Origin of the sequence: Vandammella animalimorsus, from assembly GCF_002285265.1 — a bacterium.
GTDB lineage: Bacteria > Pseudomonadota > Gammaproteobacteria > Burkholderiales > Burkholderiaceae_C > Lampropedia.
Map to the genome: position 1 here is coordinate 1 of NZ_NSJB01000015.1, position 23301 is coordinate 23301.

The 23301-nt window shown below is 69.5% G+C and carries 18 protein-coding genes; 2 read left to right on the forward strand and 16 right to left on the reverse strand.

All coding sequences use genetic code 11. The annotated features are described in order from the left end of the window. Positions 1 to 590: 590 nt before the first annotated feature. From ybaK to CK625_RS12775, 8 genes are all read right to left on the reverse strand, one after another. Positions 591 to 1064 (reverse strand): Cys-tRNA(Pro) deacylase, encoded by a 474-nt coding sequence (gene ybaK / locus CK625_RS12740; RefSeq protein ID WP_095540707.1) that lies wholly within the window; start codon positions 1062 to 1064, stop codon positions 591 to 593. Continuing rightward, complete coding sequence (locus CK625_RS12745) at positions 1061 to 2164, reverse strand: 6-phosphofructokinase (protein ID WP_095540749.1); 1104 nt, start codon at positions 2162 to 2164, stop codon at positions 1061 to 1063. The genes ybaK and CK625_RS12745 overlap by 4 nt, the downstream gene beginning before the upstream one ends. 77 nt (positions 2165 to 2241) lie before the next feature. Then, entirely contained in the window at positions 2242 to 3297 is a 1056-nt protein-coding gene (locus CK625_RS12750; RefSeq protein ID WP_172425172.1) for a YihY/virulence factor BrkB family protein, read from the reverse strand. 228 nt (positions 3298 to 3525) lie between these two features. Continuing rightward, on the reverse strand, positions 3526 to 4182 hold the full coding sequence (gene adk, locus CK625_RS12755; RefSeq protein ID WP_095540709.1) for an adenylate kinase: 657 nt from the start codon (positions 4180 to 4182) through the stop codon (positions 3526 to 3528). A gap of 147 nt (positions 4183 to 4329) precedes the next feature. Further along, positions 4330 to 6078, reverse strand: coding sequence for a hypothetical protein (locus CK625_RS12760; protein WP_238945663.1), 1749 nt, complete (start codon positions 6076 to 6078; stop codon positions 4330 to 4332). Positions 6079 to 6294: 216 nt separating this feature from the next. Continuing rightward, the gene (locus CK625_RS12765) at positions 6295 to 6552 is read right to left on the reverse strand and encodes a type B 50S ribosomal protein L31 (protein WP_095540711.1); all 258 of its coding nucleotides are present in this window, start codon (positions 6550 to 6552) and stop codon (positions 6295 to 6297) included. 191 nt (positions 6553 to 6743) lie between these two features. Next, positions 6744 to 7652, reverse strand: coding sequence for a PP2C family protein-serine/threonine phosphatase (locus CK625_RS12770; protein ID WP_095540712.1), 909 nt, complete (start codon positions 7650 to 7652; stop codon positions 6744 to 6746). Positions 7653 to 7877: 225 nt separating this feature from the next. Further along, positions 7878 to 8336 carry a RidA family protein gene (locus CK625_RS12775; RefSeq protein WP_095540750.1) on the reverse strand — a complete coding sequence of 153 codons (459 nt, stop codon included), beginning with the start codon at positions 8334 to 8336 and terminating at the stop codon, positions 7878 to 7880. 251 nt (positions 8337 to 8587) lie between these two features. On the opposite strand from CK625_RS12775, the gene CK625_RS12780 reads away from it, so the two are divergent. Next, complete coding sequence (locus CK625_RS12780) at positions 8588 to 11269, forward strand: DNA internalization-related competence protein ComEC/Rec2 (RefSeq protein ID WP_238945664.1); 2682 nt, start codon at positions 8588 to 8590, stop codon at positions 11267 to 11269. Between the two features lie 34 nt (positions 11270 to 11303). Here the strand turns inward: CK625_RS12780 and CK625_RS12785 are convergent, their stop codons facing one another. The 4 genes from CK625_RS12785 to gph form a co-directional block, all read right to left on the reverse strand. After that, the gene (locus tag CK625_RS12785) at positions 11304 to 11924 is read right to left on the reverse strand and encodes a glutaredoxin domain-containing protein (RefSeq protein ID WP_172425173.1); all 621 of its coding nucleotides are present in this window, start codon (positions 11922 to 11924) and stop codon (positions 11304 to 11306) included. A 65-nt stretch (positions 11925 to 11989) separates the two neighbouring features. Next, entirely contained in the window at positions 11990 to 13513 is a 1524-nt protein-coding gene (locus CK625_RS12790; RefSeq protein ID WP_095540715.1) for an ABC transporter substrate-binding protein, read from the reverse strand. 89 nt (positions 13514 to 13602) lie between these two features. Next, positions 13603 to 14418, reverse strand: a complete 816-nt coding sequence (locus tag CK625_RS12795) for an alpha/beta fold hydrolase (RefSeq protein ID WP_095540716.1) — start codon at positions 14416 to 14418, stop codon at positions 13603 to 13605. 12 nt (positions 14419 to 14430) lie between these two features. Beyond that, positions 14431 to 15171, reverse strand: a complete 741-nt coding sequence (gene gph, locus CK625_RS12800; protein ID WP_095540717.1) for a phosphoglycolate phosphatase — start codon at positions 15169 to 15171, stop codon at positions 14431 to 14433. Between the two features lie 99 nt (positions 15172 to 15270). On the opposite strand from gph, the gene rodA reads away from it, so the two are divergent. Further along, positions 15271 to 16455, forward strand: coding sequence for a rod shape-determining protein RodA (rodA, locus tag CK625_RS12805; protein WP_095540718.1), 1185 nt, complete (start codon positions 15271 to 15273; stop codon positions 16453 to 16455). A gap of 51 nt (positions 16456 to 16506) precedes the next feature. Here rodA and CK625_RS12810 read toward each other — a convergent pair whose 3' ends face one another. The 4 genes from CK625_RS12810 to pgaA all read right to left on the reverse strand — a co-directional run bounded on the left by CK625_RS12810 (position 16507) and on the right by pgaA (position 23193). Further along, positions 16507 to 17151 carry a PgaD family protein gene (locus CK625_RS12810; RefSeq protein ID WP_095540719.1) on the reverse strand — a complete coding sequence of 215 codons (645 nt, stop codon included), beginning with the start codon at positions 17149 to 17151 and terminating at the stop codon, positions 16507 to 16509. After that, positions 17144 to 18472: a poly-beta-1,6-N-acetyl-D-glucosamine synthase gene (pgaC, locus tag CK625_RS12815; protein WP_095540720.1), complete on the reverse strand. Its 1329-nt coding sequence runs from the start codon at positions 18470 to 18472 to the stop codon at positions 17144 to 17146. The genes CK625_RS12810 and pgaC overlap by 8 nt, the downstream gene beginning before the upstream one ends. Continuing rightward, a complete protein-coding gene (pgaB, locus tag CK625_RS12820; protein ID WP_172425174.1) occupies positions 18469 to 20550 on the reverse strand; it encodes a poly-beta-1,6-N-acetyl-D-glucosamine N-deacetylase PgaB in 2082 nt (693 codons plus the stop codon). Before pgaB ends, pgaC begins: the two co-directional genes overlap by 4 nt. A gap of 126 nt (positions 20551 to 20676) precedes the next feature. Continuing rightward, a complete protein-coding gene (pgaA, locus tag CK625_RS12825; RefSeq protein WP_172425175.1) occupies positions 20677 to 23193 on the reverse strand; it encodes a poly-beta-1,6 N-acetyl-D-glucosamine export porin PgaA in 2517 nt (838 codons plus the stop codon). Between the last annotated feature and the right edge of the window lie 108 nt (positions 23194 to 23301).

Genomic DNA, 23301 nt, shown 5'->3' on the forward strand with positions numbered 1-23301 from the left:
TGGGGCGCTCTCCGCGCTCCAGCGCTGCCAGCACTCGGTCTCGCAAGTCTTGCGAATAGGCGCGCATCTCATGCTCCGGCTGGTAGAAAACCCTATTATGTAACCTTATCAATCAAAGTTTCTCTAGAGCAGTTTCGATTCTTATGAAGACATTGCCTGCAAGCGTGCGGCCTTCTCTCGTTTTCGTCACACCCGCGAAGGCGGGTGTCCAGTCGCGACGCGGGCAGACGGCGCTGCCGTTGGCCAATCGCCTTCTCGTGCGCAAGGGTGGCGCTGGATGCCCGCCTTCGCGGGCATGACCAGAGCTGCTTGCGAGATGGCGATGCCAGTCAGCGGCCAGGTCTTGGATTGGTCAACGTTCGAGCAGAACACGCCTAGAGCAAGGTGTGCCCGAGGCCCCAGGGCAGCAGAGCCTGTGTGCCTTTGTGGCCTCGGTCTGTGTGTTTTTGCCCCGGCGCTTGCGCTGACAGCGGCCATTGCTGCAGCCTGCGCCCTGCTGCAGGCCATCTTTGCAGCCCATCCCATGCCGCTGCTTGCCCGCTTGCGGCGAGATTTTGAGCAGGCTCAGGCCATCTCAGGCACTTTCAGTTTCAGGCCGTGCGCGCCAGCGCGGCAAAGCGCGCCTGGCACAGACGGGCCAGGTCCTGCGGCGCCAGGGCGATCTCCAGCCCGCGCCGCCCGGCGCTGACGTACAGGCAATCCAAGGCCTGCGCCGCTGCGTCGATGAAGCTGCGGTGCGCTTTTTTCTGCCCCAGCGGGCTGATGCCGCCCACCAGATAGCCCGTGGCGCGCTGCGCTGCCTGTGGCTGCGCCATCTCGCATTTCTTGCAGCCAGCGGCCTGGGCCAGGGCCTTCAAATCGAGCTGGGCGGCCACGGGCACGACGGCCACCAGCAGCTCGCCAGCCTCGGTCTGCGCCAGCAAGGTTTTGAACACCTGCTGCGGCGCCAGGCCGAGTTTTTCGACCGCCTCCAGGCCGTAGGACGGGGCCTTGCTGTCGTGCGTGTAGCTCAGCACTTGGTGCGCCACGCCGTGCGCCTTGAGCAGTTCGATGGCGGGTGTCATGCGGCGGCAGGCGGTTGCGCATGGCAGGCCGCGTCGGCCTCAACGCCCAGTGACACGCCAATGCAGCGCGCCGCCTGCAGCATGGGGTGGTCCAGCGGCACGGTGCGATGGCCTTGGGCCACTTCGGCCAGGGGCACGCTGGAGCAGGTCTCGCCCTGCAGTACGACCATGCGGCCAAATTCGCGCCGCGCCACCATGTGGGCGGCGTGGTGGCCAAAGCGGGTGCAGAGCACGCGGTCGAAGGCCGTGGGGCTGCCGCCGCGCTGGATGTGGCCCAGCTGGGTGCTGCGCACTTCGGCGCTCAGCAGGGGCTGCAGCTGGGCGCGCAGCGCTTCGCCCACGCCGCCCAGGCGCACCGGGTCGGGGCTGTGCGCCAGGTGGGTGCGCACGGTCATGGCGCCATCGGCCGGGCGTGCGCCCTCGGCGATGCAGATCAGGGTGTGGCCGGGGTGTTGCTCGCGCGCCTGGCAGTGCCGGGCGATGGCCTGCAGATCGTAGGGCAGCTCGGGCAGCACGATGACGTCGGCGCCGCCGGCCAGGCCGCCGGCCAGGGCGATCCAGCCGGTGTAGCGGCCCATGGTCTCCAGGATCATGACGCGCCGGTGGCTGCGGGCGGTGGTTTCCAGCCGCTCCAGCGCCTCGGCGACGATGGCCACGGCGCTGTCAAAGCCAAAGCTGCGCTCGGTGTGCAGCAGGTCGTTGTCGATGGTCTTGGGCACACCCACCACAGGCAGGCCCAGCGTGTGCAGGCGGTGGGCGATGTGCATGGTGCCATCGCCGCCGATGGCCACCAGCGCGTCCAGGCCCAGCTCGCGCGCATAGTCCAGCACCTGGGCCGAGACATCGGCGCCGCCAGCGCCGGACCAGCGGAACGGGTCGGCGGCGTTGTGCGCGCCCAGGATGGTGCCGCCCTGGTGCAGGATGCCGCTGACGGCGTTCCAGTCCAGCGGGCGGGTGCGGCGCTCGATCAGGCCGAGAAAGCCGCGCTCGATGCCGGTGACGCGCGCGCCGGCGTCGTGCAGCAGCGATTTGGTCACGGCGCGGATCACGGCGTTCAGGCCGGGGCAGTCGCCGCCGCCGGTCAGCAGGCCGATGTGCAGGCCCGATGTGCTGCGCGGCTGCGCCGCCGGGGTCGATGGGCAAGAAGGGGAAGTCATGTGGCGCTCTGGCTGGCAGCTCAAGTGGTGGCGGGCGTGGTGGCCGCCGGTGGCGCGGGAGAGGCGTGCGCATCGGCGGGCTCTTCCAGCGGCACGTGGTCGGCATCGGCCATGGCCTTGGCCAGGCTGGCGGCGAGCAGCAAGATGGCGCTGGAGAAGTACAGCCACATCAGCAGCGCCACCAGCGAGCCGGCTGCGCCATAGGCCGAGACCACGGCCGCGCCGGCCAGGTAGGCGGTCATGGCGTGCTTGCCCAGCGTGAACAGGATGGCGCCAATGGCGGCGGCGCGCACCAAGTAGCGCATCGAGGGCTTCTTGCCATCGCTGATGCGCATCAGCCCGACGAACAGCAGCGCGATGAAGAGAAAGGAAATGGTTTCGTTGAGCAGCAGCAGCGCCCAGGGGTGCGAGAGCACATCGCCGAGCATGGGGGTGATGACGCGCAGCACGGTGGTCAGCACCAGCGAGACCATCAGCAGGCCACCGACGACCAGCATGTAGCCCACGCCGCGCAGCCGCAGCACCAGCAGCCACCACCACGGTTGGTTTTCGTCGCGCGATTGCTCCCAGATGTCCTTGAGGGCATCTTGCAGGGCGACGAACACGCCAGTGGCCGCCGAGAGCAGCACGCCAAAGGCAATCAGCGAGGCAATGACCCCTTGCGCCGGGGCGGTGGCGCTGTTGAGCGCCTGCTGCACCACGGCGGCGGTGCGCTCGCCGGCCACGGCCTGCACCTGGCTGAGCATGGTGTCCTCGACCACGGAGCGGTCGACCCACCAGCCCACGCCGGCGACCACGAGCACCAGCAGCGGCGCCAGGCTGAGCATGGCGTAAAAGGCCATGGCCGCGCTCATGCGCATGCCGTCGGCATCCAGCCAGGCCATGACGCCGCGCACCAGCCAGTGCTGCATCACGCTGGCCTGCAGCCGCGCCAGCCAGGAGGCGGGCTTGCGCGCTGTCTCCGCAGGGTTTTGGGGGGATGGGGCGTGCGGCGGGGGCGTTGTCTGGGTGATCGCCTGGCCGTGTGGGACGGCTGCCGCCAAGGGGCGCTGGGTTGGGGATGGGCTCTGTGGCATAAGGCGCGCAATGGTAGCAGTGCTTGGGGGCCATTGCTGGGGCGCAGCCGGCATGCCGCCAAGCCTGTGGGGATGTTCGAGCAGGGCCGGTTTGCCGGCCCTGCCTGCGGCGGCGGGGATGCTGATGTCCACGACAAACCCCATGAAAAAGCCCGCCCCTGCATTGGCAGGGGCGGGCGCTGGGGCGCTGGGCGCAAGCGGTGCGCGCCAAGACTTTGAACAGGCTCTTCAGCTTCCCAGGGCCTCGAATACGCGCTGGGTGATGGCCTCCACGCTGCCCACGCCGCTGATCTTGCGGTACTTGGGGGCCTTGCCCGGCTCCTTGGCGGCCCAGTCGGAGTAGTAGCTCACCAGTGGGCGCGTCTGCGCGTCGTAGACCTCCAGACGTTTCTTGACCGTCTCTTCCTTGTCGTCATCGCGCTGGATCAGCGGCTCGCCGGTGACGTCGTCCACCCCCTCGACCTTGGGCGGGTTGAACTTGATGTGGTAAGTGCGGCCGCTGCCCGGGTGCTGGCGGCGGCCCGTGGCGCGCTCCATGATGTCGCCAAAGGGCACGTCGATCTCCAGCACGTAGTCCAGATCGACGCCCGCCTCCTTCATGGCATCGGCCTGGGGGATGGTGCGCGGAAAGCCGTCGAACAAAAAGCCTTTGGCGCAATCGGGCTGGGCGATGCGCTCCTTGACCAAGCCAATGATGATGTCGTCGCTGACCAGCTGCCCGGCGTCCATCACGGCCTTGGCCTGCAGGCCCAGCGGCGTGCCGGCCTTGACGGCCGCGCGCAGCATGTCGCCGGTGGAGATTTGCGGGATGGCGAATTTCTCGCAAATGAATGCGGCCTGTGTTCCCTTACCGGCACCGGGTGCGCCGAGCAAAATCAGTCTCATTGGATGGTTCCTTTGTTGTGCTGGGCCTTCGCCGCGCATCGCAGCACGCGGCAAAGGCCCCGAAAAATGCCGCCCGAGCATAGCATGGGGCCCATGCGCCCCAGGCGCAGGCCGGCGATGAATTTGCCCGTGGATACCCGCAGGCGCTCAGGGCCTGGCCAGCGGGGCGGCAAACAGCAGCACGGCCTCGTCGCTGGTGGGGCGCTCGATGCGCGCCTGCAGGCGCCAGCCCGCGCGCTGCAGCGCTGCCTGGGTGGCCTCGCTGGCATGGGCGCCAACCAGGCTCAGCGGGCAGGCCTGGGCATCGGCTGGTGCCTGCGCGGCCGGGCCGTTGGCGCCGCGCTGGCGCAAGGGCCAGCCGGCCTGGGCCCAAAAGGCCGCCAGTTGCGGCGTGCCCAGCTCGTAGGCCCACAGGCAGGGCGCATCCTGCGGGATGTGGGCGGCGAGCTTGTCGATCTGCGGCTGGTAGGAGCGGCCATAGTCCAGCATGGGCAGCCACAGCGTCATGACCAGCGTCAGGCACCAGGTCGCGCCGCCGGCGGGCAGCACCAGACTCTTCCACAGCGCAGAGCGGTGCCGCCCGGTGCGCCAGGCAATCACGGCCAGCCAGATGGCCGTGCTCAGCGCTGCCAGCCCGAAGGCCAGCGCCGAGAACTGCGGCACATATTCCGGCGCCAGCTTGGCCACGTTGGCCGCCGGCTTGGCCGGCAGGCCGGTTTGCGTGGCCGTCCAGATCACCCAGATGGCCACGCCGCAGGCGGTGAAGAACAGCAGCGTGAACCAGTCGATGAGCGAGGACAGCGCGCGGCGCATCGTCGGCAGCGCAAACGCCGCCAGCGTGGCGGCCATGGGCAAGCTGAGAAACAGCGTACGATCGCGCGCCGAGCCCTGGGCACACGCGGCCAGGGCCAGGGTGAGCAGTAGCCACAGCAGCGGCAAGGCCAGGTGCAGGCTGGGCCGGGCGCGCAGCCAATGCCGCCGCCAGCGGTACAAGGCCCAGCAGGCCAGTGGCCAGGCCGGCCAGCCAAACCAGATCAGCAGGCGCACGAAGCGCAGCCACTGCGCGCCATCCAGCCCCGGCCAGGTCAACGGCCAGGCCGTGCTGTGCCAGACGGCCTGCGCCGCAGCGCTGAGCACAGCCAGCAGCGCCAGCGCGCCCAGCAGCGGCAAGGGCAGCGCAAGGCGCGCGGCAGATCCTCTGAGCTGCCAGGCCAGCAGCAGGGTGGCCAGCAACACCGGCGCCAGCCAATAGGCCCCGCCGCTCAGCAGCAGCGCGGCGCAGGCCAGCGCGGCCAGGCTGCAGGCCAGGGGCCGCCGCGCCTCGGGCAGGGCCAGGGCAAGAAACAACAGGCTGGCGCCGCCCAGCTGCACGACCGTGGCCGTGGTTTCGTGCGAAAACTGCATCAGGCCCAGGCTGGCCACCAGCGCCAGCACGCTGCCATCGGCAATGGCGCGGGCGTAGGCCACGGGCTCGGCCTCGCCGCCAAAGGCAAAGGGCACGGGCTGGGCCTCGGGGCGCCTGGCCAGGTGGTAAGTGGCGTACCAGACGGCGGCCAGACTGGCCAGCATCAGGCCCATGAAAGGCAGGCGCACGGCCAGCGTGGGGGCCAGCCAATCCGGGCGCAGCAGCAAGGCCAGCGCGCCCAGCCAGACGGACAAATGCTGCGAGGCATGGCCCAGCCCCTGGCCCAGCAGCTCCGGCTGCAGCCAGCTGCTCTGGCCCTGGGCCAGCGCCTGCATGTAACCGTAGGCGGCCATGTCCTCGTTCTTCCACGGGTGGCGGCCGATGAAGCCCGCGCAGACGTACACCAGGCTCAGTGCCCAGAGAACGGCGCGCGCCAGCGGGCGCACGGCGCTTTGGCTGACGATGGCGGGCGAGGGGGGCAGGGCGCTCACGCGGGAAAGCAGTCGTGGAAAAGGAGGAGGCTGAGAGCCTGTTCAAAGACTCCGCCTGATTGGCAAGAGGGGCGAATGGGAAGTGCCATGGCGTGCGCAAAGCCCATCCCGGGCGCGATTGTGCCGCACATCCCGCATGCGGCCATTGGGCGGGCGGGCCGCAAAAAAACAGCGCGGCCACACGGGCCGCGCTGTCGGGTGGGGCAAGAGCCAGGCTTACTTGGCGCCCAGTTTGCCGAAGCGGTTGCGGAAGCGCTCGACGCGGCCGCCCATGTTGTCCACCGACTTCTGCGTGCCGGTGTAGAACGGGTGCGATTCGCTGGAGGTATCGAGCTTGAACAGCGGCAGCTCGCGGCCATCGTCGGTGGTGCCGGTCTCCTTGGTGTTGACGCAGGAGCGGGTCACGAACTTGAAGCCGTTGGACAGATCGACGAACAGCACTTCGCGGTATTCGGGGTGGATGCCTTCTTTCATGGCGAAATCTCTCGGGTTTTTCTCTTGCAATTGGGATAAGGGCAAGAACCTCGCGCCAGCCACATGCAGCACCCATTGCCACAGCACTTGGCACAGAAAAAGCGCGATTATCGCATGTTTTCAAACCGCGCAGGGACCGTCGCCTTGCGCAGGCGCTGGCATTGCCCTTGCCCGGGTGCCCGGGCGGAGCTTCATGCGCAAGCGCCTTGCACCCGCACTGCCACCACTGAGCAGTCGTCCGGCGCGCCGGCCTGCAGGTAGGCCGCCTTCAGGGCCTGCACATTGGCATCCAGGCTGGCCTGGGCCTGCCACAGCTGGGGCAGGCGCTCATCGCCCAGGCTGTCGTGCAGGCCATCGGTGGCCAGCACGAACACGTCGCCCGCTTGCACCTGGCCATGCCAGATGTGCAGCCAGTTTTCCAGCGCTGGCGGCGGGGTGTCGTCGCCAGCCGGGGCGTCCAGCCAGTCGGGCTCGTTGCCCTGGTTGCTGCCCAAGGTCAAACAATGCAACAAGCCCTGGTAGATGGAGGCGCCGGCGCCGCGCTGCTCGGGGCTGACTTCGCCTTCGTCCAGCATGTGCTGCCAGATGGTGTGGTCGCGGCTGAGCTGTTGCCAGGCCATGCCGCCCGTGGCGTTTGGGCGCAGGCGCCAGATGCGCGAGTCGCCGCAGTTGACGGCGCAGGCCTGGCCATTCTTGATCATCAGGCTGGCCAGCGTGGTGGAGGCGCCTTGCGTGGCGGGCTTGAGGTAGCGCGATTGCCATGCCGAGGCGGCTGCGCGCACCAGGGCCGGCAGGGCCGATGCGCTGCCGGGCAGCAGGCCGGCTGGGTGGTGCAGGGTGTGCAGCAAGCTGCGGCTGGCCAGTGCGGCATGGGGGCTGGCCGATACGCCGTCGGCCACCGAGAGCCAGAGCGCCGCGCCTGCGGGCACGGGCTGTGCGGGCAGGCTGGCGTCTTGCTCCTGCCAGATGGCGCGCTGGCGGCCCCACTGGAAAGCCAGCGCGTCCTGCATGTTCAGGCGGTGGCCATTGCGGCAGTGGCGCTGGTCGATGGCGTGCTGGAACAGGGCGATGGCAAACGTGGCGGGCGCAGGCAGGGGCATAGGCAGGCATTGGGTAGTGGCGTTGCCCGCGATGATGCCCAGGGCTGCGACAAAACACGTCGCATGCAGTGGCGGTGTGCAGGGTGCGACCCAATATGCCGCTGCACCGGCTGCCCATGGGCGAGGCGCGCTGCAGAACGTGCCGGATGCGCGCCACGCCACGCGCGCTGTGTGACGGGGCGCTGCAAGGACAGGCCTTGCCTGGGTGTCCCTTTGGGGTGTCGCTTATTCCAGCTCGGCGATCAGCTCGACTTCGACGCAGGCGCCCATGGGCAGTTGCGCCACGCCGAAGGCGCTGCGTGCATGCACGCCCTTGTCGCCCAGCACTTCGACCAGCAACTCGCTCACGCCGTTGGTGACCAGGTGGTGCTCGGTGTAATCGGGCGCGGAGTTGACCAGGCTGAGGACCTTGACGACGCGCTTGACGCGCTCCAGATCACCGCCTGCGGCGGCCTGCAAGGTGGCCAGCAGGTCAATGCCCACGGCGCGCGCGGCGGTCTTGCCTTCCTCGGTGCTCATGTTCTTGCCCAGTTGGCCGACCCAGGCCTTGCCGTCTTTTTTGGCGATGTGGCCACTGAGGAAAACCTGCTTGCCGCTTTGGGCGTACATCACATACGCTGCCACCGGGGTGGCGACGGCGGGCAGCTCAATGTTCAGGGCTTGGAGCTTTTCGTAGATTCCCATGACTTGGACCTTTCTGGTGAGGGGGATGCCTTTGGCCTTGGCCTGGCGGTGAGCCCCCATGGCCTTGGCGGCGCGACGGTGGCGCTGCCGCTCGCGTGATGATGGATGCAGCAGCAAGAAGGAGGGGGCCGGAAGCGGGCGAAATGATACGGCATGCACCATGGGCCGCTTGGGCCGCGGACGCTGCGCCCGGCCCGGCCATGGGGCCAAAGGCATGCCGCGCAGCGCCTGGCGGGCCCAGTGCAATGCGTGTGAACAGCTTGGGAAAAAGGCAGTGGCAGGCCGTGGCGGCCGGGCGCGCCGGCCTGGCCGATGCTGGGCCGGCCGGCCTTGGCGCGTGCCGGGCCTGGGCCTTGCTGGGGGCTGGCTGCGTGGGGCTGGCCGTGCAATTGCGGCAGCCGCAGTTGTGGGCCTGGGGCGCATACCTGGCATTGCTGTTGGCGGCGTTGATGTGGTTGGTCGCCTGGTGGCGCCTGGGGCGCAGGGGCATCGCCCGTAGCGCGCTGTGCATGCTGGCGGCTGCGGCGCTGGGCTTGGGCTGGGCGGGGCTGCGCGCCGCGTGGCATGCCCAGGGGGCCTTGCCGCCGCAGTGGGATGGCCTGCAGCTGGAAGTCACTGGGGTGGTGTCGGCCTTGCCGCGCCAGCAGGCCGATGTGCTGCGCTTTCGCTTTCAGCCCGAATCGGCGCGCCGCGCCGATGGCCAGGCGCTGGCGCTGGTGCAGCCGCTGGAGGTGGCCTGGTACGCACCATCGCAAGCCAGGGCTGGAGCCTGGCGGGATGCGCCGCAGGGCGCGGCGGCGCAAGCGCTGCCGCCGTGGCCGCCGCAGCTGCGGGCGGGCGATCGCTGGCAGTTGCCGCTGCGCGTGCGCGCGCCCAGCGGGCTGCGCAATCCGCTGCTGTTCGATTACGAGCAATGGCTGTGGCAGCAGGGCGTGCAGGCCACGGCCAGCGTGCGCCAGCAGGGGGCAGAGGATGCGCGCTGGCTGGGCGATTCGGGCCGCTACCGCCTGCAGCGCTGGCGGCAGGCGGTGCGCGACCGCATCGTGGCCTTGCCGCCGCCGGCCTGGGCTGGCGCGCCGGCCGATGTGCCAGCCGATGTACCTGCCAGCGCGCAGGGCGATGGTCAGACCCAGGTCCAGACTCAGGGGCAAGGCCCGACGCTGTGGCAGCGCAGCGCCGGGGTGCTGGCGGCCCTGGTGACGGGCGATCAGCGCGCCATCGACCAGGGCGATTGGCAGGTGTTTCGCAGCACCGGGGTGGCGCATTTGATGGCCATCTCCGGGCTGCACATCACCATGTTCGCCTGGCTGGCCACGGGGGCGGTGGGCTGGCTGTGGCGCTGCTGGCCGCGGTTGATGCACGCCGTGCCCGCGCCCGTGGCCAGCCTGTGGGGCGGTTGGCTGCTGGCGGCCTGCTACGCGCTGTTCAGTGGCTGGCAATTGCCAGCGCAGCGCACGGTGTGCATGCTGGGCGTGTGGGTGCTGCTGCGCAGCGCCGGCCTGCTCTGGCCCTGGCATGCCACGCTGGGCCTGGCGGCGCTGGCCGTGCTGTTGTACGACCCCTGGGCCTTGCAGCAGGCCGGGTTCTGGCTGAGCTTCGTGGCCGTGGCGGTGCTGCTGGTGCTGCCCGGCAATGGCGATGCCGCAGACCGCGGCGCAGCGGGTGCGCCAGGTGCGCCTGACGGGGGGCCGGTGCGGCGCGGGGGCCTGGCGCTGGCGGCGCAGCTGCGCCAACTGTGGCAGATGCAATGGCGTCTGTCGCTGGTGCTGGCGCCGCTGACGCTGGGCCTGTTTGGCCAGCTCAGCTGGCTGGGCCTGCTGGCCAATCTGCTGGCTGTTCCTCTGGTGACTTTGCTCATCGTGCCATTGGCCATGCTGGGCAGCCTGCTGGCGGCATGGTGGCCCGCGCCACTGGCGGCTGCGGCCTGGCTGATGGTGCAGCTGCTGCACGGCCTGCAATGGCTGGCAGGCTGGCCCCTGGCCGCATGGCACGGCCCCAGGCTGCCGTGGTACTGGGCGCTGCTGGGCCTGGCCGGCGCTTGGCTGGCGGTGGGACGTTGGCCGGTCTGGCTGCGCCTGCAGGGCCTGGTCTGGCTGGCGCTGATGCTGGCTTGGCGACCAGCGCCCGTGCCTTGGGGGCACTTCCGCCTGCTGGCGCTGGACGTGGGGCAGGGCGGGGCCTTGCTGGTGCAGACCCGGCAGCACACGCTGCTTTATGACGCCGGGCCCAGCTACGGCGGCGGGCGCGATGCCGGGCACAGCGTGGTGGCGCCGCTGCTGCAGGCCCATGGCCTGCGGCCCGATGCGCTGGTGCTCAGCCATGGCGACAGCGACCACGTGGGCGGCGCGCGCAGCGTGCTGGCGGCGTTCGACGTGGCGCAGCTGTATGCGCCGGCCACGCCGCTGGCGCTCTGGCCTGCGGGGCTGGCCAGTGTGGCGGCGCAGGCCAGGCCGTGCCAGGCGGGCTTGCAATGGCAATGGGATGGCGTGACGCTGGCGTTCGTGCATCCCCAGCCTGGGGCAAGCTGGCTGGAGCGCAATGCCAGCAGTTGCGTGCTGCGCATCACGGCCAGCGATGGGGCCAGCGCCTTGCTTACCGGCGACATTGGCCGCCTGCAGGAGCAGGCGCTGCGCCTGGCGCTGGGGGCGCAGCTGCGCGCCGATTGGCTGCAGGTGCCGCACCACGGCAGCCGCACTTCCTCATCGACGCCGTTCATTGCCAGCGTGGCGCCGCGCTTTGCCGTGGCACAGGCCGGTTACCGCAACCGCTTCGGCCACCCGCACCCGGAGGTGGTGGCGCGCTACCAGCAGCAGGGCGTGCGGTTCGTGAATACGGCCGATTGCGGCGCGGCGCTGTGGCAGTCCAGCGCGCCGCAGCAGTTGCGCTGCGAGCGCGAGGCCGGGCGGCGCTATTGGCACCGGCCGCCGCGGTGATGGGTGGCGGCCCAGTGCAGTTCAGGGCCTGCCCTCAAAAACGAAAGCCCGGCGGGGCGCTGCTGCCGTCCGAGCCGCTGGCGGTGCTGGCGCTGGCAGCTGGTGCATTCTGTGCGGCGGCGCTGCTCAGCGACCGGGGCGCAGGGGCGCTGTAATCGGCGGGCAACTCGGATTGGGCCGGGTAGCCGGCGGCATCCAGGTACTGGGCCCATTGCGAGGCGCTGAAGCCATCGAGCGTCTGGCGGCCAATGTGCAGTTGGGGCAGGGATTCGATGCCCAGGCGCGCTGCGGTTTGCTGGTCCTCGGGTGTTTTGATGCTGTATTCCTGAAACGGAATGCCGCGCTCTTGCAGCCATTTGCGGCCGTTGTTGCAGGCCGGGCAATTGGGCATGACGTACAGGGAAACGGGGTAGCGGCGCATGGCGGCCTGCAGGCCGCCGCTGGCCGGGCGGCTGTCCTCGGCCGCCTGGGCGTTGCCTTTGCCTGAGAGGGATTGCGCGCCAGCCGTTGGCGGCTTGTCGGTGTAGAGCGTGCTGCCGCTGGCGCTTTTGCTGCGGTAAACCTCTTGCGCGCCGGCTGGCAGGCTGACGGCGCAGGCCAGCGCCAGGGCAGCCAGGGCTGTCAAGGCGGTGGCGCGGGGTGGCAGATGGGCCATGGTGATTCCTCCTCTGTTGTTGTGATGCGGCGCCATTCTGCCAGCGCGGTTGCCGGTGATGGCTTTCAGCTCCAGCGCAGCGCCGAGAGGTCGTTGACGAAGATGGGCATGTCGCGCCACAGGCCGCGCACGTCCTTGTGCGCCACGGTGACCCACTGCGGCTGGTAGAGGAAGGCGTTGACGCAGTCCTCGGCCAGCAGGCGCTGGGCCTGGCCAAGCAGGCGCGCGCGCTCGGCCGGCTGGGTGGCGCTGCGGGTTTGCTCCCAGATGTCGCGGAAGGCCTGGGAATCGTAGCCCCAGTAGTAGTCCGGGTTGGCGTAGTTGCCCAGATCCAGCGGCTCGACGTGCGAGATCAGCGTCAGGTCGAACTGGTGCTGGCCCATGGTGTTGCGCAGCCATTGCGCCCATTCGACGTTTTCCAGCTGGGCCTGGATGCCGACCTTGGCCAGCATGGCGGCGATGACGATGCCGCCCTGGCGCGCATAGGGCGTGGGCGGCAGCGTCATGCGCAGCTTCAGCGGCGTCTTGACGCCAGCCTCCTTGAGCAGGGCCACGGCCTTGTCCGGGTCGTAGGGGTTGATGCCGGTGGTGTCCACGTAGCCGAAGGCGCCGGGCACGTAGTGGCTGCCGATGGGCACGCCATAGCCGCTGGCGGCGCCTTCGATGACCTGGCGCCGGTCGATGGCCGCAGCGATGGCGCGGCGCACGCGCACATCGTTCAGCGGCTTGCGGCGGTGGTTGATGGACAGGATGGTCTTGGCGCGCGAGCCGCTGACCAGCACCTGGAACCTGGGGTCTGATTTGAATTGCTCCACGCCGCGCTGCGCCACGCGCGGGAAGCAGTCCACATCGCCGGCCAGCAGGCTGGCCACGTGGGCTGCGGGGTCGGCGATGAAGCGGAAAGTGGCCGTCTTGATGGGCAGCTGCGCCGCGCGCGGCGAATCGTCCCAGCGCTGCAGGGTCAGCGCCGTGCCGCGATTCCAGCGCGCCAGCCGGTAGGGGCCGGTGCCGACGGGGGCGCTGGCGTTTTTCGCCACGCTCTGAGGCTCGACGATGATGGCCGTGGCCTGGCCGAGCACGAACAGCAGATCGGGCTCGATCACTTCGTTGCGGATGCGCACGGTGTATTCGTCCACCACCTCGGTGCTGAGCTTGGACAGGCGCGCCTTGTCCTTGTTGGTGCTGTTTTGCGCCTTGGCGCGGTCGAAGCTGAACTTGACCGCCGCGGCGTTGAAGGGCTGGCCGTTGTGGAACTGGGCGTCGCGGCGCAGGCGGAAGGTGTAGGTCTGCAGATCGGGCGAGACCTCCCAGCTTTCGGCCAGCAGCGGGGCCACGCTGCCATCGGGGTTGATCTTGGTCAGGGTCTCGTAGATGTTGTAGAGCGTCACTTCACTGACGGCTGCAGCGGCGCTGACGGTGGGGTCCAGCCCGGGCGGCTCCAGCACCATGCCGATGGTGATGCTGGACTTGTCGGTCTTGTCCATGCCAGCGCCACGCGGGGCGGCGTGCAGGGCTGCGAGCGGGCTGGCCGCGCCGGTGGCGGCCAGCCAGGCGGCGCTGGAGGCCAGAAGGGTTCGCCGTTTCATCATTGCGGGGGTCTCTCCAAAATCGGTGGGGCGCGCATTATTCCACGGGCGTTGCATGGGCGTGCTGCATGGGGGCGCAAGGGGCCGAAGGCTCAGCCCTGGCGGCGCAGCGCCAGCAGCCATCGGTCCAGAATGCCCGCCACCAGCGCGGGCTGCTCCAGCGTGCTGAGGTGGCCGCATTGCGGCACGATGTGCAGCTGCCGCAGCGGCGCGGCGGCGGCGCTGCCGCTGGCGCCGCGCGCCTGGTCGCCGGCCAGCAGCGCGGCGTGGATTTCCTCGGCCAGGGCCGGCGGGGTGAGCTGGTCCTCGGCGCCGACCAGCACCAGGCTGGGGCAGCGGATGTGCGCCAGGCCGGGGCGCGAGTCGCAGCGCTGCATGATGGCCGTTTGCTGGCGCAGGTAGGCGGCCACGCCAGTGTCCTGCGCCATGGCCTGCACCACGGCGCGCAGCGCCGCATCGTCGGCGCGGCTGGCATGCACGGAGCGCGGGAAATTCAGCTCGATGGCCAGGGCCAGCTTGTCCTGGCGGGCCAGCTCCATCACGCGCAGGCGCAGCGCGCGGGCCTCCTCGCTGTCGGCGCGCGCCGAGGAGTCGAGGATGGCCAGCGCAGCGACCCGATCGGGCGCCTGGCGCAGGATTTCAAAGGCGATGTAGCCGCCCATGGACAGGCCCATGAGAGCAAAGCGCGGCGGCGCATCGCGCAGGATGGCGCGGGCCATCTCGGCCATGCTGTCGTGCGCGGTGGTCTGCGCCAGCGTCACCGGGCCGTGGCGCCACAGCGTGGGCAGCTGCGGGGCAAACAGGGCCGGTGAGCAGGCCAGGCCCGGCACCAGCAAGATGGGCAGGGCGCTGGCCGGCGGCGCGGATGGCGCGAGTGGCGCAGATGGAGGGGTGGTGCTGGTGGTCATGCGTTCATGCGTTCATGCGGGGGAGGCTGCGGCCAGTTGCGCGGCGATTTGCGCGATGGAATCGAAATGGCCATCGGCGGCAACCTGCTCGATCGGCTCGCCGTGGTTGAAGCCGTAGCGCAGCAGGGCAATGGCGCAGCCGGCCGCGCGCGCGGCGGCGGCGTCGTTGGCCGAGTCGCCAATCATCAGCACCTGCTGCGGCGCCTGGCCCAGGCGCTCGCAGGCCTGCAGCAGCGGGTAGGGGTCGGGCTTGCGCCGCGCAAAGCTGTCGCCAGCGTAGAGAAATTCGATCTGCCCGGCCAGGCCGGTGGCGTCCAGCAGCGGGCGGGCCAGGCGCATGGGCTTGTTGGTGACCACCGCCATCGGCAGGCCCAGCGCCTGCAGGCCCTGCAGGCCTTCGCGCACCCCAGGGTAGACCTTGGCATGTTCGTGGCCGGCGCTGTCATAGCCGATGAAATACAGCCGCATGGCCTCATCGAAGCGCTGCGCCACGGCCTGCTCGTCGTGCGGCAGACCGGCCTGGGCCAGGGCCTGGGCCAGGATGCTGCGCACCAGGTGCTCCGAGCCCTTGCCGATGGTGCGCGCAATGGTGGCGCGCGTGGTGGGCGGTAATTGCAGGCTGCGCAGCATGTGGCCCAGGGCCAGCTCGAATTCGTCCAGCGTGTCGATCAGGGTGCCGTCCAGATCCAGCAGGACGGCGTGGATGGGGCGTGCGCCCAGGTGGGCGCGGGCGCTGCGGTGCGGGTGGCTCATGGCAAGCGGGGGCGGGCGGGTGGCGGTGTCTTGGCGCGGTAGTCTCTTGGCGGCCTCATGGCGGCCGGGCTGCGCCGGGCGGCTGGCGATAATACGGCAATGGCTGTTGTGACCCTGAACAAAACTCCCTGGCACCACCACTTCCTGGGCGTGTTCCAGCGCTTTGATGGCTGGCTGATTGCCGCCATCTTGTTTTTGGCGGCCCTGGGGCTGATCGCCATGTATTCGGCCGGCTTCGATCATGGCGCGCGCTTTGGCGACCATGCGCGCAACATGGCGCTGGCCGCGGCGATCCTGTTCGTGCTGGCGCAAATCCCGCCCCAGCGGCTGATGGCGCTGGCCGTGCCCCTGTACCTGGCCGGCCTGTTGCTGCTGCTGGGGGTGGAGTTCTTCGGCGTTGCGCGCAAGGGCGCGCAGCGTTGGCTCAACGTCGGAGTGGTGATCCAGCCCAGCGAGATCATGAAAATCGCCGCGCCGCTGATGCTGGCCTGGTGGTTCCAGCTGCGCCCCACGCCGCTGCGCGCCACGGACTTCGTCGTCGCCGTGGCGCTGCTGGCCCTGCCCGTGGGGCTGATTCTGCGCCAGCCCGACCTGGGCACGGCCCTGCTGGTGCTGGGCGCCGGGCTGGCTGTGATTTTCTTTGCCGGCCTGCCCTGGAAGCTGGTGCTGCCGCCAGTGCTGCTGGCGCTGCTGGGGGTGGCGGCCATCATCGGCTTTGAGCCCTACCTGTGCCAGGACGGCGTGGACTGGGTGGTGCTGCACGACTACCAGAAAACCCGCGTCTGCACGCTGCTGGATCCGTACAACGACCCGCTGGGCAAAGGCTTTCACATCATCCAGGGCATGATCGCCATTGGCTCGGGCGGCCTGTGGGGCAAGGGCTTCATGGCCGGCACGCAAACCCACCTGGAGTTCATCCCCGAGCGCACCACCGACTTCATCTACGCCGCCTTTGCCGAGGAGTTCGGCCTGCTGGGCACGCTGGCGCTGCTGCTGGGCTTTCTGTTTCTGATCTACCGCGCGCTGTGGATCGCCCTGCGCGCCAAGACGCTGTTTGGCCGCCTGATGGCCGCGGCCGTGGCGATGATTTTCTTCACCTACGCCTTCGTCAACATGGGCATGGTGATGGGCGTGCTGCCCGTGGTGGGCGTGCCGCTGCCCTTCATCAGCTATGGCGGCACGGCCATGGTGACGCTGGGCTTGGCGCTGGGCATTCTGATGTCCGTGGCCCGCGACGCCGCCATCGCGCCGCCAACCATTGAGTTCTCGGCCCAGCGCTTGTGAGCTCTGTGAGGCCTGTGAGCGTTGGGCGGCTGGCCTCGCACAAAAAAACCTTCAGCGCATGCCGATGGGCAGCTCCTGGCCTGGCAGGTGGTAGGTGCTGTGCAGTTCGTCTTCGGGCAGCAGGCTGTTCCAGGCCGTGGGCAGAAAGGATTCGGGCGGCAGTTGCGACAGGCCGTCCTCCTCGCCCAGCACGTGGTGGCCGGCACGGATGGATTCGATGTCGCCCAGCTCGTCGTGAAAGATGGTCACCACGTTGGATTGCTGCAGGCGGTCGAACATGGTGCGCGAGACTTCGAAGGCGCGCATCAGGCGCCGCTCTTCAAGTTCTTGGGCGTTCTTTTTCGAGCGCGCGCCCAGCAGGCGGATGAGGCTGGCCCACAGCGCCATGATGAACAGATCCAGCAGCAGCAGGGCGCTGTAGACCAGGGCGATGATGCCCATGCTGCGCAACAGGTGCGCCAGCATGCCCAGCCAGCCGCCGTGCTCTTTCTCGGGGTGGCCACCGATGTAGAGCACGGTGGCATAGATCAGCCCGGCCCAGATCAGCAAGGTGATGAAGGTTTCGACGGCATAGCGCGGCGAGCGCGTGTCCGGTTGCAGCACCAGGCGCTGGTGCGTCAGGTACGGCGGCAGCGCTGCCGGGCCGATGGCCGGCGGCAGGTTGCGGTAGTGCTTGTGGCGGCGGCTTTCAGCCATGGGCAATCCCCCTGTCGGGGCTGGTCCAGCGGGCGCGTTTTTGGCTTTTGCGCAGCATGACCTTGGGGTAGCTGGCCAGGGAGGTGAGAAAGCCGATCAGCCAGAACGCGGCCGGGTACCAGACGGTCCAGATCAGCGTGCCGCCGTGGCCGCGTTCGTAGCGGCGCTCGATCATCAGGCTGATCAGCATCTGGATCAGGCAGGCCAGCGCCAGGATGACGCCGGTGAAGGCCGTGGGCGCCAGCGCCGGGTGGTGCCAGCTGGCCGGCAGCGGCAGCAGCCAGTCCACGATTTGGAACAGCAGGGTGTAGAACAGGCAGAAGGCCCAGAAGGTGGAGAGGGCAAACTCGGCGGCCAGGCCCCACATGTGGCGGTGTTTCCACTGCGCCAGCACAGGCAGGTTCTTGATGAACACTTCGGCGCCGCCCTGTGCCCAGCGCAGGCGCTGGCGCCACAGGCCCTTGATGGTTTCGGGCATGAGGATCCAGCACAGCGCGCGCGGCTCGTAGAAGGTGCTCCAGCCGCTCATTTGCAGCTTCCAGCTGATGTCGATGTCCTCGGTGATCATGTTGCTGCTCCAGTAGCCAGCCTGGTGCAGGGCGCGCTTGCGGAAGGCCGCAGCCACGCCGGAGACGGTGAAGATGCGGCCGTAGATGCGCTGCGTGCGCTTGATCAGGCCGATGATGGAGGAGAACTCGCCCACCTGGATTCGGCCGATGAGGGTGCTGCGCGTGCGGATGCGCGGGTTGCCGGTGACGGCGCCCACGTGCGCCAAGTGCAGCATGGGCGCGACCATGTAGGCGGCGCTGTCGGCGGCCAGCATGGCGTCGCCGTCGATGCAGACCAGGTATTCGCTGCGCGCGGCCAGTGCGCCCATTTGCAGTGCGATGGCCTTGCCCTGGTTGCGCGCCAGATGGATGACGCGCAGCTTGGGGTTGAGCGCGGCCATTTCGTTGAGGATGCGGGCCGTGCCGTCCTTGGAGCCGTCGTTGACGGCGATGACTTCGATGTGGCGGTAGCGCTGCGTCAGCGCCGCGCCGATGGTGTCGCGCACATGCTGCTCTTCGTTGAAGCAGGGCACGATGATGGAGATCAGCGGGTTGCCCGGCAGTTGCGGGGGCGGCATGCGCTCGCCCCAGGGCCAGTGGCGCTCCCAACGCCACCAGAACAGCAGCCCGCCGGAGACCCAGATGCAGGACATGAACAGCGGGTAATAGAGCACGAAGCTGAGCACGGCCTCCAGGCTGAACAGCCAGGCGGCCAGCAGCGGGCCCAGCAGCATGGCCAGCAGCGCGGGAATGGTCAGACTGCGGCGATTCATGGCGCGGGGAACCAGTACAGCGAGAAGTGGCGGCGCAGCATGCCCTGCGGCGGGTGCTCGCCGATGAAGTCGTCGGGGTAGTAGCCCAGGTGCTGCGCGCCTTGCATGCTCAGGCGGCGCAGCCATTGCGCCAGCCGCTCGGGGGCGATGGCGCGCTCGGCGTCGCTTTTGCGCCAGTCCACGCTCTGGATTTCGAAGATGGTCTTGTCCAGCGCGCCGGGGATGCGCGCTGCGCTGGCCACGACCCGATCCAGCCAGGGCAGGATTTGCGCCTCGGGCACCTGCTCCATCAGCGGCATGACCATGGGCGCGACCCAGTCGTAGGCGGACAGGGCCTGCTGGTAGTTCTGCGCGAACCAGCGCTCGCTCTCGGGCTGCAGCAGGGTGTTGACGTAGAGGTTGCGCGCGCTTTGCACGTCCGCGCCGCGGATGGCGCGCACGGTCTGCAGCAGCTCCAGCGTGAAGTCGGTCAGGGCCTTGGTCTTGAAGCGCATCCAGCGCTGCTGCTCGGGCTGCGAGGCATCGGTCTTGGGGAAGGGGCCTTCGAAGCCGGCGGCGCGGTAGGCCGCCAGCGCCGGCGCGCTCACGTCCTCGTCCTCGCGCAGCAGCGCGTCGTCGTGGAACACGATGCCGGCAAAGTTCGCGTGCCAGGCCAGGTCGGCATACAGGGTCTGGATGGCCTGGCGCACGCGCGCATCGAACAGCGACAGGCGCTGGTAGTCTTGCCCGCCATCGTGCGGCGGCAGCGTCTTGCCTTGCAGCTGATCGGGCAGCGGCGGCTCGGCGCGGGCGATGCGCGGGTAGCTGCTGTCCAGGTTGAAGCTCAGCACCGGCATCCAGGCAAAGACCTTGACCCCGGCGCGCGAGCGCAGCTGCCAGGCCACGCGGTTGAACAGGTCGGCGCGCATGGGCAGCACGCGGTTGGGGAAGTACACCGAGCGCACCAGCCCGTCGCCTTCGGGGTCGGCAAAGGCCTGCAGGTAGACGGTGGTGATGCGCAGGTCGTGGATGCGCTGCACCAGCTGGCCGAGGTTTTTCTCCTGCTGGATGGGGTCGGGGTCGTAGATGTAGTCCAGATCGACGTGGGTGATGCGCTGCGCGCTGCGCTGCTGGATGTTGACGATGGAGGCGGCGAACTGCTCCAGGCTCTGGTCCTCGCCCATCAGAAAGCGCGGGATGTTGTCGAGCTGGCTGGCATGGGCCAGCCCTTCGTCAAGGCTGAAGGAGAGGCGGTAGCCCTGGGCCTTGGCCAGCGCCCAGGCCTTGCCGTTCATGGCGCCGTAGGGCCAGACCCAGGCGCGCGGGGCCTGGCCGGTGGCGGCCTCGATGTTGTGGCTGATGGCGCGGATGTCGGCCTCCAGGCGCTGCTCGAATTCGGCCGGGGTTTCGTAGCGTTGGCGGGCCGGGTCGTAGCGCAGCGTGGCCGCCGCTGGCTGGGTGTTGCCCTGCGGGTTGGCGATGTGGCCGAAATGCAGGTTCTGCGTGTGCGCGGCGATCTCCACCAGGCCGCTGGCGTGCACTTCGCGGATTTCCTCCCAGTTGCTGAAGTGCTTGCGCGGCACGTTCAGGCCGCCGAAGTCGATCTCCGGCTGCGAGGCCGGCGCGCCAACCCAGTGCCCGACCGGGGCCAGCACGGCGGGCCATTGGTAGCTTTTGAGCAGCGGGAAGACGCGGGTGTAGAAGCTGCGGTAGCCGTCGTCAAAGGTCAGCAAGATGGCCTTGGGCGGCAGCGGGGTCTTGCCTTCGTGGGCATCGAGGATTTGCTGCACCGAGACGGCCTGGTAGCCGTTCTCGCGCAGCCAGGCCAGCTCGGCCACGAGCTTGTGCGTGGTCACGGCCAGAAAGCGCTGGTCGGCCTGGCGGTCGTCCACGTCGTGGTAGGACAGCACGATGAAGCTGTTGTGCGGCCAGGGCTGCTCGCGCGCGGGCAGCGGGCGGCTTTGCACGGCGCTGAACACCGGCTCGCCCGCATGCGCGCGCTGCGCCAGCGGCAGCAGGGCGGCCAGGGTCAGCAGCATCAGCGCGGCGGCTGCGGCGCCAAGCCAGCGCAGGCCGGCAGCCTTCATGGCTTGGCGCATGGCAGGTGGGGGCGGGGCAAAACAGAGCATGGCAATCGGTACAAAGGGTGGGAACGGGCCGCGCCGCGGCGGCGGCCCATTCTGGGGTGAGGCAGATGCGACTGGCCTGGGCTTGGGCGGCGCGCGTCAGAACCGGTGCGAGAAACCAATGTTGAAGTACAGCGCCCGCTCGCGCGCGCCGTCGTACGGGCGCCAGCTCAGGCCGGTGTTCCAGTCCAGCGAGGTGGTGTCGTTCCACTTCCATTGCTGGCCGTAGCGCAGGCGTTGATAGCCCCCGCTGCCAAAGCCGTGCTGGGTGTAGCGCCCGGCAGCCAGGTGCAGCTCGTGACGCCAGACCTGTTCATAGCGCCGGTGCAGGATGTGGTAGGCCGTCAGGCCCGGCAGGATGCTCCAGTCGCGTTGCGGCGCGAAGTAGGGCCCCTGGCCTGGGCGGGTGTTGCGGCTGTGCGAGAGCTCCAGCCCGGCGTCGAGCTGCAGGTGCGCGGTGGTCAGCAGGCGCTGCTGGCCGTCGATGAAATAGCCGGTGCGGCGGTTGCCGTCGCTGAAATCCATGGCCTCGGCCGTCAGGCCCAGGCGGGTGCTTTCGTGCGCGCGCCATTGCAAGCCCAGGGCCAGCTCATCGGCGGTGATGCCCGCGCGCAGTGCGCGCAGCGGCGTCTCGATGCTGTTGCGCGCGGCGCGGGCCTGCAGTTGCCAATGGTCGTCCAGGTTGTGGCGCGCAGCCAGGCGCAGGCCGGTGTGGGTGCGTTGCGCAGCGCGCAGCGCGGAGAGCTCGAACTCGGCCTGGGTGTCGCGCCAATGCCATTGGGCGCCAGCGGCCAGCTGGTGGTAGCGGCCCTTGCCTTCCAGGTAGTTGCCGCTGCTGTGGCGCGCGGCGGCAAACAGGCGCCAGCGCTCGTGCAGCGGCGCCGAATAGCCCAGCAGGGCGTAGCGGGTGGCGCCTTCGCCGATGGCGCTGGGGCTGTCGGAGTCGCGGTATTCGGCGTTGAACTGCACCATGGGCATGCGCGCCACCTGCCACTGGCGCTGGGCGCGCTGCACGCGCGGCTCCTCTGGGTAGCGCTGCTGCGCGTGATCCAACAGGGCCTGGGCCGTGGGCCAGTCTTGCAGCTCTTGGGCCACGCCGGCTTGCTCCAGCAGCAGGCTCAGGTCGTGGGCATCGCCGGAGGTGTGCTGGATGATTTTCAGCTCCTCGGCGGCTCGGCGCGGCCAGCCGCGGTTGCGGTAGGTGCTGACCAGGCCCATGTGGGTGTGCGAGTCGCCCGGCCCCAGGGCCATCAGCTCTTCGAATTGCGCCTGCGCCTGCGGCAGCCGGCCGGCGTACAGCTCGACGGCGGCCTGTTCGCGCCGCGTGGCGCTCCAGTCCGTGTTGGGCAGCGGGTTGGGGTTGCCGGGGATGCGGCGCTCGGGCGAGGTCTGGGCCAGGTGCTGGCGCGCCAGTGCGCGCGCGGCGTCGAGCTGCTCGGTTTCCACCCGCGCATAAAGCCGGCCCGTGTACAGGCTCTGGGGCTGCGGGCTTGCGTTGGCGCCGGCGGTGGCGGCCCGGCGTTGGGCAATGCCGTCGTAGATGCGCAGCGCCTCTTCGGGCTGGCGGGTTTCGAGCAGGGCTGCGCCGACTTGCATCAGCGCGTAGTCCGGCAGCTCTGGATCCTGGGCCAGCAGCGCGGCGTATTCGTCCAGCAGCGCCTGGGCCTGGCGGGCCTGCCACAGCGCGATGAGGCGGTCGGTGCGCACGCGGCGGATGTCGCGCTGCAGCGCCTGGTGCTCGGCCGAGCCGGGCGCGCTGGCCTGCAGCGCCTGCTGCCATTGCGCCAGCAGCTGGGCGTAGTAGTCCAGCGTGCGGCGCTTGCGGGCCTGGTCTTCGGCCCGGGTGCCGCTGGCCGATTCGCCGATGCGCACCAGCTCGGCGCCGTAGTCGGCCTGCAGGCTGCGCACCAAGGCGGCGTCGGCCTCGGCGGGGCGGGCAGCGGCCAGGTATTGCAACGCGCGCTCGGCCATGCCGGCGGCGCGCAGCGCATGCAGGTAATGGTTTTGCGCCTGGGCGTTGTCGGGCGCCAGGTCGATGGCGGCGCTGGCGTATTGCAGCGCGTCGTAGGGCTGCTGCGTGATGCGGGCCACGTAGCTGCGCGCCAGCAGCAGCGGCAGGCGCTGCTGTGCGAAACGCTGTTCAAAGGCATCGAGCTGGGCGCTGGCCTGGGCCGCGTGGCCGCCTTCGGCCAGTGCGTAGGCGGCGGCCAGGTACCAGTCGCTGTGCTGGGGCTCGCGCTGGATGGCCGCATCCAGCAGCGAGGCGGCCATGTCCCAGTGCTTGAGGTTGCGATAGGCGCGCCCCACGGCGGCCAGGCTGGCGGGTTCGAGCCGCACGCGCTGGCGGTGCTGCTGGTAGATGGCCAGGGTTTGCTGATCCTGGCCGGCCCAGCCGCTGATGACGAGCCAGTCGTTGACGTGCCGGGCGCTGAGGGCGTCCTGGCTCTGGGCGGCGAAGTACGCCAGCGCGGGCGCGGTCTGGCCGGCGCGGGCCTGATGGATCAGGCTGTCGTAGTGGGCATCGGCCAGCGCGGGCGCGGCGGCGCAGCCCAGCGCTGCGGCAGCGGCAAGGCAGCGCAGCAGGCGGCTTGTTGGCAGGGGAGTTCGTGGTGACATGGGCAAACAGGTGGCAAAGCGCTGGGGCTGTTGCCAGGGGTGTTCAGGCCGGTGATGGCTTGTTGGCGGTGCTGTGCAAAAGACGCCCAGCACGGCGGCCGATTGATG